We start from the raw sequence: 14,671 nt of genomic DNA, 5'->3' as shown, positions 1-14,671 counted from the left end.
TGGAAAATGTTAGACCATACTAATAGTAGGGTTCAATCAAATAAGCGACCTCAGACCTTGTAATTCAACACTTTTTTGAGCTCATCCAGAGATATGATGGATTGATGTTATTTATTAAAAAACATGAACAGATGTGACAAAATAAGTCTTTTAAGGAGTTGTTAAATAACCAACATTTAAGTAACATCGATCACATTTAAATCGTAATTACCATGCCATAAATCGACTTAAAAACTCCGAAAAAGATACCCACTTGTAAACAGAATGCTGCGTATTAATGTCTAAAATAGCACTCAAGGTTTACTTTAAGAACAGCAAAAAGTGCACATAGTGGTTCATATAAAGGGGAGGCTTAGATACAATTATTCGCGTATTTTCAAGGAGCGATTATGGATAACGTGGTGGATATAAGCTGGGTCAAACTGGCACTGTTTGGTTTGATTTTATTGGTCCCCTTCTTTATCAATGCCCGCTACAAATTAGGGATAGCAAAAGACACCATAATCAGTGTTATCCGAATGACACTTCAGCTCATATTGATTGGCGTGTATTTAGAATATCTTTTTCAATTAAACAGCTTACTTGTCAATATACTTTGGCTTGCCATCATGCTACTGATTGGTGCCAGCTCAATTGCGGGAAAAGCTCACTTACCTAAAAAGCCACTTATGCTTCCGCTACTAACGGGCCTTACCTGTGGTCTAATACCACTTCTGATAGCAATTACAGCAGGCTTAGTGCAACCATCCCCTATTTACAATGCGCAGTACATGATCCCACTTGCTGGTATGTTATTGGGTAACAGCTTGAGTAGTAATATCATCGCTCTTCAGAATTTGTTTACGGCTTTTGAGCAGAGACAAGCAGAATATGAGGCTGCAATCTCACTTGGAGCCTCTCCTCGCTACGCATCCTTCCCCTTCATTCAAGAGGCTCTTAGAAAGTCCCTTGCCCCGACTTTAGCTTCTATGGCCACTACAGGACTGGTTACCTTACCGGGTATGATGACCGGTCAAATTCTAGGTGGCGCGAGCCCGATGGTTGCGATTAAATACCAGTTAGTAATTATGCTGGCTATTTTCGTCATGTTGAGTGCCTCCGTAACCATAACGTTAGAAATGACATTGCGCTGGGTACAAACCAAAGAAGGCCGAATCAAGATAAAAATCGAGCAACCCGAATCGACCAAAACTCACGGTTAGTTGGCGCTTGTGGGTAAAGCCCGTTAAACAACTTATGGTGCCAAGTCGAACGTACTTATAACTGAATAACTCAACTATTCTTCGAGCACTCATCAAGACGCTTTCAGATGAAAAGTCAGGCAGAATTCTTTTTGATATAAGCCTCTAATTTTATGAAATTTTCTTTGCAAGTTTAGATACGCACGACCTTTGATACAGGTTATCCACAGAAAATGTGGATAAGCCCCCAAAACCTATACGCAACCAGAAACATAGCAACATAAGTGATCAATCGAATCGTCATGCATTGATCACGTGACTGACATGTTCTAATTTTAAAGTAAAGGCAGTGACCACAAACTTGGAGAGACGTACATGGATGTCTTAATGATCAAAGAAAATTACGATGAACTCCTGTCCGATGCACCTCTGGATTGGCTAGTTCAAGAACCAAAGGAAGTAACTTCTCATTGGCTCCCAACCGATTTTGGCATCAACGAAGAGTTGATTTAGCATGACTCGACTTATTTGGCATTTGCAGAGACAAATAAAAAGAAAGGCGAACCATCTGGTTCGCCTTTCTTGTGATCTTCTAAACTTATCGCAAATGGTTATCTTCATCGCGTAGATAAATCATCCAATACCACATGCCAACAAATACGCCACCACCAATAATGTTTCCTATCGTAACAGGAATTAGGTTGTTTACGATGAACCCCATCATGTTTAAGTCCGCGTAGTTTGCAATATCTACCCCTGTCATTTGCCAAAACGCTTCTGGCGCAAAGTACTTAATACCAATCGCCATAGGAACTTGGAACATATTCGCAATACAGTGCTCAAAACCTGCCGACACGAACATAGCCACAGGCAAAATCATGACCGCTATTTTATCTGTCAATGTTCGCCCACTAAACGTCATCCAAACTGCAATACAAACTAATACGTTACACATAATGCCAAGCGCAACAGCAGCAAAGAAACCATGATGTAATTTGTGTTGGGAGATCGCCATCGCGTTAAGACCAACTTGGCCATGATCAAACATATATTGCTTGGTAACTAGCATACAGGCCACGAGCAAAATGGCCCCAACCATATTGCCAAAGTAAACCACCAACCAGTTTTTGATAAGTGCTTGCCAAGAGATTTTTCCACTCGCACGCGCAACTAGTGTTAGCACAGAGCTAGTGAAAAGCTCGCCGCCAGTAACCACCACCAAAATCAAACCAAGGCTAAATGCCAGACCACCAATGAGTCGTGTAATGCCCCAAGGCAGCTCGCCTGCGCCTGTCGTTACTGTGGTATAGAAGATGAAAGCAATACCAATATGAAGCCCCGCAGAAATGGCGAGCAGAAAAGATTTGATTGGAGCTTTCGTTGCTTTGCCTACCCCCACTTCAGCCGCGCGTTCCGCAGCTTGTGGCGGTAATAGTGAGTCAAACTGATTAAAGTTCATTCTGGTGTAACATTTAGAAACATTTAAAGAGGCGCGGATAATCGCTCTATTTCCCTATTTTTTCAAGTGCTATTTGGCGTGTTTACTAAAATCGTTGTTATTGGGAGATCAAGCAATAAATAGCGCCTATCATTCGCTACCGTAAGTATCATTGATACTTAACAAGTATTCGGCCTTTCGAACAAAGATCCTGCGTTATATCAGCCTGATAGCGCCATACTTAACACTTCTTGTCGTTGAATGTTGCCCAACGCTACTTTTCAGACTAGCTTGGTAAAAAAAGCGCAAAGGAATCATTTATGAAATATTCAGCTGAACATATCGCCGAATTGAATCTACTTCTTCAGTTCGACCTAAGTAGTGCTGCAACTGGTATTAAAGTTCATACAGACGCGTCAGAAGAAATGCAGGCAGCCGTTGCTCGTCTATATGAGAAGCAACTTTGTACACAGCCTGACGGTGGTTATCTAACAGACGAAGGCATTGAAGTTGCAGAACATGCAGATAAGATTTTAAGAGTTTTGTCTGTGTAATTTGAACAAAAAACGCCACCGAACTCGGTGGCGTTTTTTAGTCCTATATTTTTCCTGTCGATGCCTGCGGCAATAATCGCTTTTTCATTTTGCTAAATGGTTGAACCTTGTCATACAACCAGTTAAAACCAGTAGCATAAAATAGGAAGAAAACGAGGAAGCCGGCTTCCAGCATCAGAGCTTGAAGAAGCGTAATTTCTAAGAACCAGGCAATCACAGGTAGAGAGATAAAGATCAATCCTCCCTCGAAACCAACAGTGTGTCCAAGCCGCATCGCTAAACTTCGCTCAGCTCGATTGCCACCAAACCACTTATCAAAGTACAAGTTGTAGATGTAGTTCCATATCACGGTATACATGCTCAACCCGACCCCAACCAACGCAAGATCACTAGAGCCCTTTCCAGTGATCAATGAAGCCGCTGGTACAATAATCGCGAGTGCGATTAACTCAAAAAGTACTGCATGAAAAATTCGTTCGTTACGAGTCATATTTCTCTGTCCAAATAGTTCTACTCAATGCTTAGAATTTTATCTATTATTTAGATAACCAAAAGTTAGATACCATCGGTTTAAGCGATATGTTTACCATCGAACAACTGCAAGCTTTTATTGCTACATCAGAAGCAGGATCATTTTCAGGAGCAGCTAGAAAACTGGGGCGAGCTCAATCTGTAGTGAGCCAGCACATCATGAATATGGAGATCGACTGTGGCGTTGAGCTTTTTGATCGATCAGGCAGGTACCCTAAATTAACTGAGAATGGCCTCGCGCTCGTACCTTATGCACAAGCAACAATCAGCCAACTCGACCGCCTAAACAATAGGGCATCGCAGCTCTTTTCCACGCCAACGAACAAATTAGTCTTAGCTATTGATGAAGGGATTCCTCTGACTCGCTTGCCGGATGTGCTAAAGAAGTTAGAGCAACGCTTTCCACACTTACAAGTTGAATGCTTAACGGCATCAAGCCCTGATATCATTGAATTGGTTAAGTCGGAACGCGCCACGACTGGGATTATTTTGAGTGATTTACAAATGCCAAGGCACATCGATTTCACCAATCTTGGCAATATTGCATTTGATGTCTATGTCTCTTCAACACATCCTTTAGCAAAGCAGCAAATCACTCACATTGATCAACTAAAACAACATCGTCAATTGGTCATACGATCCAAAAGTGCAGAGCCATGTGGTCTCAATCAAGCATTTAGCCCAGATATCTGGTACGCTGATAACTACTATATTTTGTTGGAATTGGCGAATAAAGGGTTTGGTTGGTGCTTTCTACCACAGCATTTAGTCGCGTATTCACCTAATACATTAAAAAAGGTTGGGGATGATTTCACAAAACTGGCTTGGCAAGTCAATGTTGACCTTATTCAGCACCAGAAATGGCATTCAGATCCCCTCCATCAACAAGCTAAAGCAGAACTGCTCAACCTATTCGGGCAGACATAAGTAAGTAGGAAGACCCAAATGGCAAATACATTGATCGTAGGTGCAGGCTGGCTCGGAACTCCGCTAGCAGAAACATTGATGAAAGATGGACACTATGTTGTCGTCACTCGTCGTAGCCAAACTCGATTAAAAGAGTTACCCACCTCATTAACTCACTCCGCATTGTTCGATTTCAATCAATTGAACGCCACAGCACGGCTAGATGAGCTGCTCAAACAGCATCAAATTACGCACGTTATCGGCGCTTTTCCTCCAGGATTTCGTAAAGGACGCGGTCAAGAATATGCCCAGCAATGGCAAATACTTGCCAACGCAGCTAAGCAAAACAACGTTGAAAAACTTCTCATGATCAGCTCTACCACGGTTTACCCTAACCTTGCTTCCGATATGGAAGAAGCTGACGCGTCACTCTCTTTAGCAGCCGAAAGCCATTATTTCTCTGACAATGCACGTATTATGCTTCAAGCAGAGCAGCATGTTATCGACTCGAATATTAGCTTTGTTATTCTACGTTGTAGCGGATTAATCGGGCCAGATAGACACCCATCTCGCTTTGCAGCAAGGCTTCAACAAGTTAGTCGTAAAGCACCAGCTAATATGCTTCATCAAGATGATGCTGTCTCGGCTGTGAAATTTGCCTTAGGCAACTTAAGCAACCAAGTCATTAACGTTACGACACCTCATACTGTCAGCAAGGCTGAGTTCTACCAAGCTGCCATAAACAAAATCGGAAGTGAGATACCTCTTCCACCCGTCACAGAGCAAGCTGACAAGCGTATTCTTGCTGACAAACTACTCTCACTTGGTTATCGATTTCACTTCAATTCAACTTTGGATGCGCTATGAGACTCTATAGACATATAGAAACGCTTTGGGATTACATGCAACTTAAACATGAACTGAAGCCTGCGGACTGTTTGTTTGTGATGTGCAGTAATGATGTGCGTGTAGCGGAGCACGCTGCCAAGCTCTACCACCAAAAGTTGGCACCTTTGATTGTATTTTCAGGGGGTGAAGGTCGCTTCACAGATGGACTGTTTGAAAAAAGCGAAGCAGAAACCTTTGCCGAGATTGCAAAGTTGTCGGGCGTTCCAAGCAAAGCAATTTTGCTCGAGACTAAATCCACAAACAGCGGAGAAAACGTCCGCTTTACTGAGCAACGATTAAAAGAGGAAGGAAAACAATGTTCCTCGTTTATTCTGGTACAAAAACCGTTTATGGAGCGTAGAGCAATCGCGACATTTGAAAAACAGTGGCAGTCACCCTACACTCAGCTCCAAGTAAGCTCTGCGGCTCTTCCATTTTTTGAATACATTAATGAAGACATGCCATTAATGATGGTGCTAGAAGCACTAATGGAAGATTTCTCTCGCGTAAAAAGCTATCCAGAGAAAGGATTTCAAACCGAGCAGAACATCCCTCAGCAAGTCGAATCTTCTTACCAGGTTTTACTCGAGCGGTTTGGTTTTGACTTAGTCTAATTTTTTCTAACCGACAACAAAAAGCCACCAAGTTCGGTGGCTTTTCTGTATCAATACGGCTTATTTACCGAGTGCTTCTTTGTAATGTTGGCGGCATACGGAGACATACTTATCGTTACCGCCGATCGCAACTTGATCGCCTTCTTTAATTGCCACGCCGTGTTCATCGGTACGAATAACCATATTCGCTTTGCGGCCACAATGGCAGATTGTTTTGAGCTCAACCAGCTTGTCTGCCCAAGATAATAGATACTTACTGCCTTCAAAAAGTTCGCCTAGAAAATCGGTGCGAAGGCCGTAACACAATACTGGAATATGCAACTTATCAACAACTTCAGTAAGTTGATAAACTTGTTCTTTCGACAAGAACTGACACTCATCAACAAGAATACAGTGACGTTTTTCAACCTCATTCAGAGCTGCGATCTCTTGATACAAATTGGTATCCTGACGAAATAAATGTGCGTCAGATTGAAGACCAATACGAGAGCTCACTTTACCGACACCAAAACGATCATCTAGCGCAGCCGTAAAAATAACTGGCGTCATGCCGCGTTCTTGGTAGTTGAAAGAGGATTGAAGAAGCGTTGTTGATTTACCCGCATTCATTGCTGAGTAATAGAAATACATCTGAGCCACAGAGCATTACCTAAAGTTAAAGTTTTAATTTATGGAAATGGAAAATAAAAGGGCTGAATTATCAGCCCTTTAAAAATGAAAATTCAATTACTTACGACGCCACGTTGTGCCTTCTGGACCATCTTCCAGAACAATGCCCATTTCGGTCAGCTTGTCACGAGCCATATCTGCATTCGCCCAATCTTTCGCAGCACGAGAGTCGTTACGCAACTTGATCAGAGCTTCGATTTCAGCCACTTCATCATCGTTACCCGCATCACCTTTTAGGAAGGCTTCAGGATCTTGGTGAAGAATACCGATCACGTCAGCTAGTTCACGCATTAGCGCACCGAGTTCGCTCGCTTTCTCTAGGTTTTCTGTCTTCAGGCGGTTAACTTCTCTCGCCATGTCGAACAGTACTGAGTAAGCTTCTGGTGTGTTGAAGTCATCATTCATCGCTGCAGTGAAGCGAGATACGTATTCTTCACCACCAGCAGGCGCCGCGTTTAGGTCTAAACCACGTAGAGATGTGTACAGGCGCTCAAGCGAAGCACGTGCTTGGTTTAGGTTATCTTCGCTGTAGTTTAACTGGCTACGGTAGTGACCAGACATTAGGAAGTAACGCACTGTTTCAGCATCGTAGTGACCAAGAACGTCACGGATAGTAAAGAAGTTACCTAGAGATTTAGACATCTTCTCACGGTCTACCATTACCATGCCGCTGTGCATCCATGTGTTCACGTATTGTGTATCGTGTGCACAGCATGATTGCGCGATTTCATTTTCATGGTGTGGGAACTGAAGGTCAGAACCGCCGCCGTGAATGTCGAAGTGGTTACCTAGGATTGAAGAGTTCATTGCTGAACACTCTATGTGCCAACCTGGACGACCTGGACCCCATGGTGACTCCCACGTTGGTTCACCCGGCTTAGACATCTTCCAAAGTACAAAGTCTAGAGGGCTGCGTTTTGCTGTTTCGATATCAACGCGCGCGCCAGCTTGAAGCTGATCAAGGTCTTGCTTAGAAAGCTTGCCGTATTCGTTGAATTTACCCACTTCAAACATTACGTCACCGTTATCTGCAACGTATGCAAAACCGCGCTCGATTAGCTTCTCAACCAATTCGATGATTTCAGCAATAAACTGTGTCGCACGAGGTTCAACGTCCGGACGTTTCATGTTCAGCGCATCAAAATCAGCGTGCATTTCACCAATCAAACGCTCAGTCAATGAATCGCAAGACTCACCATTTTCTGCGGCACGTTTGATGATCTTATCGTCGATATCTGTGATGTTACGTACAAACGTCAGATCATAGCCCAAGTAGCGAAGGTAACGTGATACAACGTCAAAAGAGACGAAAGTACGACCGTGACCAATGTGACAGAGATCGTAGATGGTAACTCCACAGACATACATACCGACTTTGCCAGCTGTAATTGGTTTGAATTCCTCTTTCTGTCTTGTGAGTGTGTTATATATCTTTAACATGATCTCTATCTATGATTGTGAATGAATAAAAGAAGATGAGTATATCAACTCCAACCTAGTTAGGTAATAGCAATTAACCGATAAAACGATAATCGACTAAACTTCAAGCACAAAACGAAGAATTTCCTCTTCCTGAGTTTTTAAAGCACTAGAACTTAGGCTAGAATCTCGGGCTCAACACAACACAGTAAAGGAAAGTAGCATGATCACCCTTCACACTAATTTTGGTGACATCAAGATTCAACTAAACGAAGAGAAAGCGCCAGAGACAAGCGCAAACTTCCTTCAGTACTGCCGCGACGGTTTCTACGACAACACGCTTTTCCACCGTGTTATTGACGGCTTCATGATCCAAGGTGGTGGTATGGAGTCTGGTCTACGTGAAAAAGCGACTCGTGCACCTATCAAGAACGAAGCAAACAACGGCCTAAGCAACAAAGTGGGTACACTTGCTATGGCACGTACTATGGAGCCGCATTCAGCAAGCTCTCAGTTCTTCATCAACGTAAACAACAACACATTCCTAGACTTCCGTAGCGAAAGCCTAGACGGTTGGGGTTACTGTGTGTTCGGTGAAGTAATCGAAGGCATGGACATCGTAAATAAGATCAAAGGCGTTAGCACTGGTTCTTACGGCATGCACCAAGACGTACCTCTAGAAGACGTAGTAATCACTGGTACAACAATTGAAGAGTAATTCTTAGGAATTATTTTTAAAAGATAAGTTAATGGGGAGGCATAGCTTCCCCTTATTTCTATGACGACATTATTTATTTCCGATCTTCACCTTACCCCATCACGTCCTGATATCACGGAATGTTTTGTGACGTTCATGCGAACAGAAGCAACAAAAGCTGATGCACTTTATGTACTCGGCGATCTGTTTGAATTCTGGATTGGTGACGATGACAACACCCCTTTTGCAGACCAAATCCGTGCAGAATTTAAAGCACTGACGGATGCGGGTGTGCCAACTTTTTTCATCCAAGGCAATCGAGATTTTTTACTCGGCAAACGCTTTTGCAAAGAAACCGGTATGACATTACTCGACGATGTCTGCACGATTGATCTTTATGGTCAAAAAGCCGTAATCCTACATGGCGATACGCTCTGCATTGACGATGTGAAATACCAAGAGTTTAGAAAAACCGTTCACAAGCCATGGCTACAATGGTTGTTTAACCGTATTCCTTGGTTCATTAAGAAGAAAATTGTCTCAAAAGTTCAATCCGATATTCGTGATGATAAAATGAGCAAGTCATTAGATATCATGGACGTTAACCAAAATGAGGTCGAGAAAGTGATGTCTCAGAACTGCGTCAACATAATGATTCATGGTCACACACATCGCCCGAACACACATTTTTTTGACGTCGATGGCATTAAAAAGACCCGAATTGTTTTAGGGGATTGGTATACGCAAGGCTCAGTTTTAAAAGTAAATTCTGATAGTTTTGACCTGCAAACGAGACCGTTCATACAGAATTTGCGTTAAGCATGTAGAGCGTGTAGAAGATTCACGCTCAAGTCGTAGATATTTTGTAAAAAATCGCTATTATCATAATACTAAGTTAAACAGAACGAAGTACCTAATTGAAGTATTCTTACGTAGCTCGCCAACCGATTCTGGATAGAGAAAAACGAACCATAGGTTACGAACTCCTCTTTCGAGACGGCCCTAAAAATACCTTCCCTGAAGTAGAACCAGAGCTGGCTACTAGTCGACTGCTATCCGATCATTTTTTGTCGACGCATTACAACACATTAGGAAACAAACTTGGCTTTGTTAACTTTCCGCATCAAAGCTTGGTGAACTTGGTCCCAACTTTGTTTCCTAAAGAATCTCTCGTCATTGAAGTCCTTGAAGACTGCCAACCGACAGAAGAACTGTTAGAAGCCATCAAGCACCTTCATGAGTGCGGGTACAAAATTGCTCTGGATGATTTTGTTCCGACGAAAGCTTGGAAGCGTTTTCTTCCATACGTTTCCATGATCAAGTTTGATATTAGACTTGTGCCGATCAAGAAAGCTGCCATTTTTATTCAGGCGTTGAGCCCATTTAAAATCGACTTTCTTGCGGAAAAGGTAGAGACCTATGAAGAGTTTGAGCAAGCTCTAGAAGCCGGTTTTAACTATTTTCAAGGGTATTTTTTTAGCAAACCTGAGATGATCCAGAAAAAACGGTTGAACCCCGCGTTTCTTACCGTCATCCAACTTTGTAAAGAGATTGCAGATAAGCCCATCGACTTCAATGAGGTTGAACGTCTGTTTTCGATTGATGTGACGCTGTCATACAAGCTGCTTACTTACGTAAATTCAGGATATACATTAACGACTAAGATCAAATCGTTCAGACAGGCGCTTATTTATCTGGGTGAAGAGCGACTACGACGCTTTATTTCCTTAGTTGCAATTGCCTCCGTTCAAGAAGATAAACCTGACTCTCTTTACTCTTTAGCGATTCAGCGTGCACGAATGTGTGAACTGCTACTTAGTCAAATGAACACTAGGTATGACCCTGGGCAGGCTTTTTTGACAGGCATGTTTTCTTTGCTCGGATCTTTGCTCGATCAACCGCTCTCGGATGTCATTGAAGATATCCCCGTTGACGAAGATATAAAACTCGCATTAACCAGTCGAAAAGGCGTACTTGGTCACTTACTTTCGATGACGATCGCCTACGAACAAGCGGACTGGGAGTTAGCCGAGCGATATTGCACCGTTCTTAAATTAACCGAACCTCAATTAGCAGACGCTTTTAATCAATCGACGGAATGGGCTCAAGAACTGCTGTCTCAAACGCCCTAAACGGCTATAATGCCCCAAAGAATACCTGCGACCTCACTTATGTGGGGTTGTTTGTTTTTACCGCTTAATTAATCGAGATTTCATTTTATGGCTTCTTCTTGTCCTTGCGGCTCTAACCGCACCTACCAACAGTGTTGTGAAATTGCCCACAATAACCACGCTGACGTCACCACTCCGGAGCAGCTAATGCGCTCTCGTTACAGCGCGCATGTGTTAGGTCTAGTGGATTACGTGGTGAACACATACCACCCAAGCTGTAATGCAGAAGAGCAACGTGAAGGCATTGCCCAATCTATCGACAGCGATTGGTGCAAGCTTGAAGTTGTAAAAACAGAAGCTGGCAGTAATGACAATGAAGGCTTTGTAGAGTTTAGCGCTTATTTTGATGAAGACGGCAAACGCTACTGTATGACAGAGCGTTCTCGTTTCGTGAAAGAAAATGGGCTTTGGTACTACATTGACGGCACGTTTCCAGAAGAAGAGCTAGAAGAAGAACCAGAACAAGATCCTCGCCTAAACCAACCAGTGAGTAGCCTAAAAGTAGGTCGTAACGACCCGTGTATCTGTGGAAGCGGTAAGAAATTTAAGAAGTGTTGTGGGTAAGATCATCCACTCCTAGCTTATTGAGCTCGATTTAATTGGATTCTTGACTTCGCCTAGGTTCGTTGGAGTGACGTGAATATATGTACCTATTTGAAGTAAATAACTCTACTGCAAGTACCATTAGAAAATATACCGTCATTCTGAACAGCGAGGGACGAGCGTGATTCAGAATCTAATCGCCACCAGCACTGTTGCCGGTTTTTGCCCCGAATCAAGAACACTAAAGTAAAAAGCCCCTAGGCTCGAGAGCATAGGGGCTTTCACTTATCGCAAGCTTACTTATGACGCTCTTTCAGTTTGTTCACTACGTCATTCATCGATAAGCCTTGGTCTTGAAGCAATACCATTAAGTGATAAATCAAATCTGCAGATTCACACACTAACTCCGCCTTATCGCCCGACGTCGCCGCAAGCGCGACTTCAACGCCTTCTTCGCCCACTTTTTGCGAAATACGCTTGGTGCCACGGGCATAAAGACTGGCAGTATAAGAGGAATCTGGGTCGGCACTCTTGCGGGCAGCCAATAGCTGCTCAAGTTGATGAAGCCACACCATTTGTGACTCCTCTTGAGGGTCCACATCCCAGCAAGTTGTGTTACCCAAGTGACACGTAGGACCAATGGGATTCACTTTCACCAGTAGCGTATCGTTGTCGCAATCGAGCTGAATGTTCACTAGTTGCAATACGTTGCCGGAGGTCTCACCTTTCGTCCAAAGACGCTGCTTGGTACGAGAGAAAAACGTCACTTGACCTGTTTCGCCCGTTTTTGCCAACGCATCTTGGTTCATATAACCCATCATCAGCACTTGGCTTGATTGGAAATCTTGTACGATAGCAGGTACCAGACCATCCACCTTTTCCCAGTTGATTCGCTCAACTAGCGAACTTACTTCGGCGGCTTTCACACTCATAGTCGTACCTCAATGCCTTGTTGTTTCAAATACTGCTTTAGTTCACCAATATTGATGACTTGTTTGTGGAATACCGATGCGGCAAGCGCGCCATCCACATTTGCTTTTTGGTATGCTTCCGCAAAGTGCTCCATAGCACCTGCCCCACCCGATGCAATCAATGGCACGTTACACACTTCACGCACCATGTTAAGTTGTTCAATATCGTAACCGTTACGTACGCCGTCTTGGTTCATCATGTTCAGTACGATTTCACCAGCGCCACGCTTTTGTACTTCTTGCACCCAATCACGTGTTTCCCATTGAGTTGCTTTGGTGCGTTCTTCATCGCCAGTAAACTGGTAAACCTGATACTTGCCTGTCTCTTTGTCGTAGTATGAATCGATACCAACGACGATACATTGCACACCAAACTTATCAGCAAGGTCAGTAATCAGTTGCGGGTTAGCCAATGCAGGTGAGTTAATAGACACTTTGTCTGCACCAAACTCAAGAATGCGCGCTGCATCTTCCGCTGATTTAATACCACCAGCGACACAGAAGGGAATATCAATCACTTCAGCAACGCGAGCGACCCAACTTTTGTCAACGACACGCCCATCACTTGAAGCGGTAATATCGTAGAACACAAGCTCGTCAGCGCCTTCTTCCGCATAACGCTGCGCCAGAGGAACGATGTCGCCAATGATTTCGTGGTTGCGGAACTGGACGCCCTTCACCACTTGTCCATCACGAACATCAAGACATGGAATTATTCGCTTTGCCAGCATGCAAATGCCTCCTCTGCTGTGAATTTACCATCTAACAGCGCACGACCAACAATCACACCAGCCACACCGCTGCCTTTTAGCGCTTCGATATCTGCTAATGAGCCAATGCCACCTGAAGATTGAAACTGCACTTGTGGGTACTGTTTACATAGGTCGACATAAAGCTCTACGTTTGAGCCTTCTAGCGTACCGTCACGAGAAATGTCCGTACAAAGCACGTGCTGCAAACCTACCGTCAGGTAATCGTTGATCAGAGCTTCGATAGTCACGCCTGAATCTTCTTGCCAACCAGAAATCGCTACTTTACGTGTGCCGTCTTGATCGATGTTGATGTCTAGCGCGAGAACGATTTTCTCTGCACCGTATTTTTCCATCCAACCTTTCACAAGCTCTGGCTGTTTTACTGCTGTTGAGCCAACGACAACACGCTGAGCCCCCGCTTCTAGCAGCTCAATCACGTCTTGCTCTGTGCGCACTCCGCCACCGATTTGGATGTTCGCTGGCGTGCTTGCTAGTAGCTTTGCAATTAAATCAAGTTGACGTGCTGTCGTGTCTTTCGCGCCAGTTAAATCCACCAAGTGCAGCCAGTTAGCACCAGCTTGGTGGTACAAGTTGAACTGCTCTGCTGGGTCGACTTTGTACTCAGTTACTTGGCCGTAATCACCTTGATAAAGGCGAACCACCTGTCCTTCAATTAAATCAAGAGCTGGAATAATCACACTAAATCCCTTTTATAATTCTAAGAAGTTTTGAATAAGCTTCGCGCCCGCTTTTGAAGAACGCTCAGGGTGGAATTGCACGCCGTAATAGTTACCGCTTTGTACTGCTGCTGTGAACGGGTTGCCGTATTCACATTCCGCAATCGTGTAATCCCCAACAGGCATCGCAAAGCTGTGCACGAAGTAGAAATACTCTCCTTCTTCAATATCTTTGAAAAGTGGATTACCTGCTTTTGCAGAGACCGTGTTCCACCCCATATGCGGCAACGGCAAATCGCCAGTTTGTAGTAGCTTCACTTCGCCATCACAAAGTCCAAGACACTCAACTAACTCGTCGGCTTTCTGCCCTTTCTCTTGAGACACTTTGCCCAACAGTTGCATGCCTAAACAGATACCTAGTAATGGCTTTTCTACCTGTTTTACCAAGCTGATCAGATCGCGCTCTTCTAGGTTCTTCATCGCTTCGCTGGCGGTTCCCACACCCGGTAGGAATAGCTTATCTGCGGATAATACGACTTGCGGATCTTTTGAAATCGTTACGTCATAGCCTAGGCGTTCAATGGCAAACTTCACCGAAGAAACGTTGGCACAGCCAGTATCGATAATGACAACTTTCTGTTCTGTCACTGTTTTTCTCCT

The 14,671-nt window shown here is 43.8% G+C and carries 18 protein-coding genes; 10 read left to right on the top strand and 8 right to left on the bottom strand.

From position 1 onward, the window contains the following. Positions 1–389 precede the first annotated feature (389 nt). Complete coding sequence (locus R7R24_RS07035; protein WP_017634681.1) at positions 390–1,202, top strand: ABC transporter permease; 813 nt, start codon at positions 390–392, stop codon at positions 1,200–1,202. Between the two features lie 354 nt (positions 1,203–1,556). Beyond that, positions 1,557–1,694 (top strand): hypothetical protein, encoded by a 138-nt coding sequence (locus tag R7R24_RS07030; protein ID WP_005378145.1) that lies wholly within the window; start codon positions 1,557–1,559, stop codon positions 1,692–1,694. 85 nt (positions 1,695–1,779) lie between these two features. On the opposite strand, the gene focA is transcribed toward R7R24_RS07030, so the two are convergent. Beyond that, positions 1,780–2,640: a formate transporter FocA gene (gene focA, locus R7R24_RS07025; protein ID WP_054577945.1), complete on the bottom strand. Its 861-nt coding sequence runs from the start codon at positions 2,638–2,640 to the stop codon at positions 1,780–1,782. Between the two features lie 299 nt (positions 2,641–2,939). Here focA and R7R24_RS07020 point away from each other — a divergent pair, with 299 nt between their 5' ends. Further along, the gene (locus R7R24_RS07020) at positions 2,940–3,173 is read left to right on the top strand and encodes a TIGR02647 family protein (RefSeq protein WP_005378148.1); all 234 of its coding nucleotides are present in this window, start codon (positions 2,940–2,942) and stop codon (positions 3,171–3,173) included. A 43-nt stretch (positions 3,174–3,216) separates the two neighbouring features. On the opposite strand, the gene R7R24_RS07015 is transcribed toward R7R24_RS07020, so the two are convergent. Beyond that, positions 3,217–3,663, bottom strand: a complete 447-nt coding sequence (locus R7R24_RS07015; RefSeq protein ID WP_005378150.1) for a PACE efflux transporter — start codon at positions 3,661–3,663, stop codon at positions 3,217–3,219. An 89-nt stretch (positions 3,664–3,752) separates the two neighbouring features. Here R7R24_RS07015 and R7R24_RS07010 point away from each other — a divergent pair, with 89 nt between their 5' ends. Genes R7R24_RS07010 through R7R24_RS07000 form a run of 3 tightly spaced genes read left to right on the top strand, consistent with a single transcriptional unit; the run spans position 3,753 to position 6,112 of the window. Next, positions 3,753–4,631 carry a LysR family transcriptional regulator gene (locus R7R24_RS07010; protein WP_005378151.1) on the top strand — a complete coding sequence of 293 codons (879 nt, stop codon included), beginning with the start codon at positions 3,753–3,755 and terminating at the stop codon, positions 4,629–4,631. Positions 4,632–4,649: 18 nt separating this feature from the next. Continuing rightward, positions 4,650–5,477, top strand: a complete 828-nt coding sequence (locus R7R24_RS07005; protein WP_054575137.1) for an NAD-dependent epimerase/dehydratase family protein — start codon at positions 4,650–4,652, stop codon at positions 5,475–5,477. Continuing rightward, entirely contained in the window at positions 5,474–6,112 is a 639-nt protein-coding gene (locus R7R24_RS07000; RefSeq protein ID WP_017821723.1) for a YdcF family protein, read from the top strand. Before R7R24_RS07005 ends, R7R24_RS07000 begins: the two co-directional genes overlap by 4 nt. A 60-nt stretch (positions 6,113–6,172) precedes the next feature. Here R7R24_RS07000 and R7R24_RS06995 read toward each other — a convergent pair whose 3' ends face one another. Continuing rightward, positions 6,173–6,751 carry a thymidine kinase gene (locus tag R7R24_RS06995; RefSeq protein WP_005378154.1) on the bottom strand — a complete coding sequence of 193 codons (579 nt, stop codon included), beginning with the start codon at positions 6,749–6,751 and terminating at the stop codon, positions 6,173–6,175. A gap of 87 nt (positions 6,752–6,838) precedes the next feature. Then, entirely contained in the window at positions 6,839–8,221 is a 1,383-nt protein-coding gene (cysS, locus tag R7R24_RS06990) for a cysteine--tRNA ligase (protein ID WP_005378155.1), read from the bottom strand. 202 nt (positions 8,222–8,423) lie between these two features. Between cysS and R7R24_RS06985 the strand changes: the two genes are divergently transcribed. The 4 genes from R7R24_RS06985 to R7R24_RS06970 all read left to right on the top strand — a co-directional run bounded on the left by R7R24_RS06985 (position 8,424) and on the right by R7R24_RS06970 (position 11,632). Then, positions 8,424–8,918 carry a peptidylprolyl isomerase gene (locus R7R24_RS06985; RefSeq protein ID WP_005378156.1) on the top strand — a complete coding sequence of 165 codons (495 nt, stop codon included), beginning with the start codon at positions 8,424–8,426 and terminating at the stop codon, positions 8,916–8,918. A gap of 60 nt (positions 8,919–8,978) precedes the next feature. Beyond that, a complete protein-coding gene (gene lpxH, locus R7R24_RS06980) occupies positions 8,979–9,716 on the top strand; it encodes a UDP-2,3-diacylglucosamine diphosphatase (RefSeq protein WP_005378157.1) in 738 nt (245 codons plus the stop codon). Positions 9,717–9,814: 98 nt separating this feature from the next. After that, positions 9,815–11,029, top strand: coding sequence for an EAL and HDOD domain-containing protein (locus R7R24_RS06975; RefSeq protein WP_017821720.1), 1,215 nt, complete (start codon positions 9,815–9,817; stop codon positions 11,027–11,029). A gap of 87 nt (positions 11,030–11,116) precedes the next feature. After that, entirely contained in the window at positions 11,117–11,632 is a 516-nt protein-coding gene (locus R7R24_RS06970) for a YchJ family protein (RefSeq protein ID WP_031812834.1), read from the top strand. A gap of 275 nt (positions 11,633–11,907) precedes the next feature. On the opposite strand, the gene hisIE is transcribed toward R7R24_RS06970, so the two are convergent. From hisIE to hisH, 4 genes are read right to left on the bottom strand one after another with little or no spacing between them, the layout of a single operon-like run. Next, the gene (gene hisIE, locus R7R24_RS06965; RefSeq protein WP_053307441.1) at positions 11,908–12,543 is read right to left on the bottom strand and encodes a bifunctional phosphoribosyl-AMP cyclohydrolase/phosphoribosyl-ATP diphosphatase HisIE; all 636 of its coding nucleotides are present in this window, start codon (positions 12,541–12,543) and stop codon (positions 11,908–11,910) included. Next, the gene (gene hisF / locus R7R24_RS06960) at positions 12,540–13,313 is read right to left on the bottom strand and encodes an imidazole glycerol phosphate synthase subunit HisF (RefSeq protein WP_004749837.1); all 774 of its coding nucleotides are present in this window, start codon (positions 13,311–13,313) and stop codon (positions 12,540–12,542) included. Before hisF ends, hisIE begins: the two co-directional genes overlap by 4 nt. Next, positions 13,295–14,032: a 1-(5-phosphoribosyl)-5-[(5-phosphoribosylamino)methylideneamino]imidazole-4-carboxamide isomerase gene (gene hisA, locus R7R24_RS06955; RefSeq protein WP_053307442.1), complete on the bottom strand. Its 738-nt coding sequence runs from the start codon at positions 14,030–14,032 to the stop codon at positions 13,295–13,297. The genes hisF and hisA overlap by 19 nt, the downstream gene beginning before the upstream one ends. A gap of 12 nt (positions 14,033–14,044) precedes the next feature. After that, a complete protein-coding gene (gene hisH / locus R7R24_RS06950; RefSeq protein ID WP_017821716.1) occupies positions 14,045–14,659 on the bottom strand; it encodes an imidazole glycerol phosphate synthase subunit HisH in 615 nt (204 codons plus the stop codon). Positions 14,660–14,671 lie beyond the last annotated feature (12 nt).

It is taken from the genome of Vibrio sp. 704 (genome assembly GCF_033339295.1).
This window is presented reverse-complemented; position numbering and strand designations above follow the sequence as displayed.

Bases quoted from the DNA above. Each gene is read 5' to 3' on its own strand.
- R7R24_RS07035 (WP_017634681.1), top strand. From the start codon at position 390: ATGGATAACGTGGTGGATATAAGCTGGGTCAAACTGGCACTGTTTGGT.
- R7R24_RS07030 (WP_005378145.1), top strand. From the start codon at position 1,557: ATGGATGTCTTAATGATCAAAGAAAATTACGATGAACTCCTGTCCGAT.
- focA (WP_054577945.1), bottom strand. From the start codon at position 2,640: ATGAACTTTAATCAGTTTGACTCACTATTACCGCCACAAGCTGCGGAA.
- R7R24_RS07020 (WP_005378148.1), top strand. From the start codon at position 2,940: ATGAAATATTCAGCTGAACATATCGCCGAATTGAATCTACTTCTTCAG.
- R7R24_RS07015 (WP_005378150.1), bottom strand. From the start codon at position 3,663: ATGACTCGTAACGAACGAATTTTTCATGCAGTACTTTTTGAGTTAATC.
- R7R24_RS07010 (WP_005378151.1), top strand. From the start codon at position 3,753: ATGTTTACCATCGAACAACTGCAAGCTTTTATTGCTACATCAGAAGCA.
- R7R24_RS07005 (WP_054575137.1), top strand. From the start codon at position 4,650: ATGGCAAATACATTGATCGTAGGTGCAGGCTGGCTCGGAACTCCGCTA.
- R7R24_RS07000 (WP_017821723.1), top strand. From the start codon at position 5,474: ATGAGACTCTATAGACATATAGAAACGCTTTGGGATTACATGCAACTT.
- cysS (WP_005378155.1), bottom strand. From the start codon at position 8,221: ATGTTAAAGATATATAACACACTCACAAGACAGAAAGAGGAATTCAAA.
- R7R24_RS06985 (WP_005378156.1), top strand. From the start codon at position 8,424: ATGATCACCCTTCACACTAATTTTGGTGACATCAAGATTCAACTAAAC.
- lpxH (WP_005378157.1), top strand. From the start codon at position 8,979: ATGACGACATTATTTATTTCCGATCTTCACCTTACCCCATCACGTCCT.
- R7R24_RS06970 (WP_031812834.1), top strand. From the start codon at position 11,117: ATGGCTTCTTCTTGTCCTTGCGGCTCTAACCGCACCTACCAACAGTGT.
- hisIE (WP_053307441.1), bottom strand. From the start codon at position 12,543: ATGAGTGTGAAAGCCGCCGAAGTAAGTTCGCTAGTTGAGCGAATCAAC.
- hisF (WP_004749837.1), bottom strand. From the start codon at position 13,313: ATGCTGGCAAAGCGAATAATTCCATGTCTTGATGTTCGTGATGGACAA.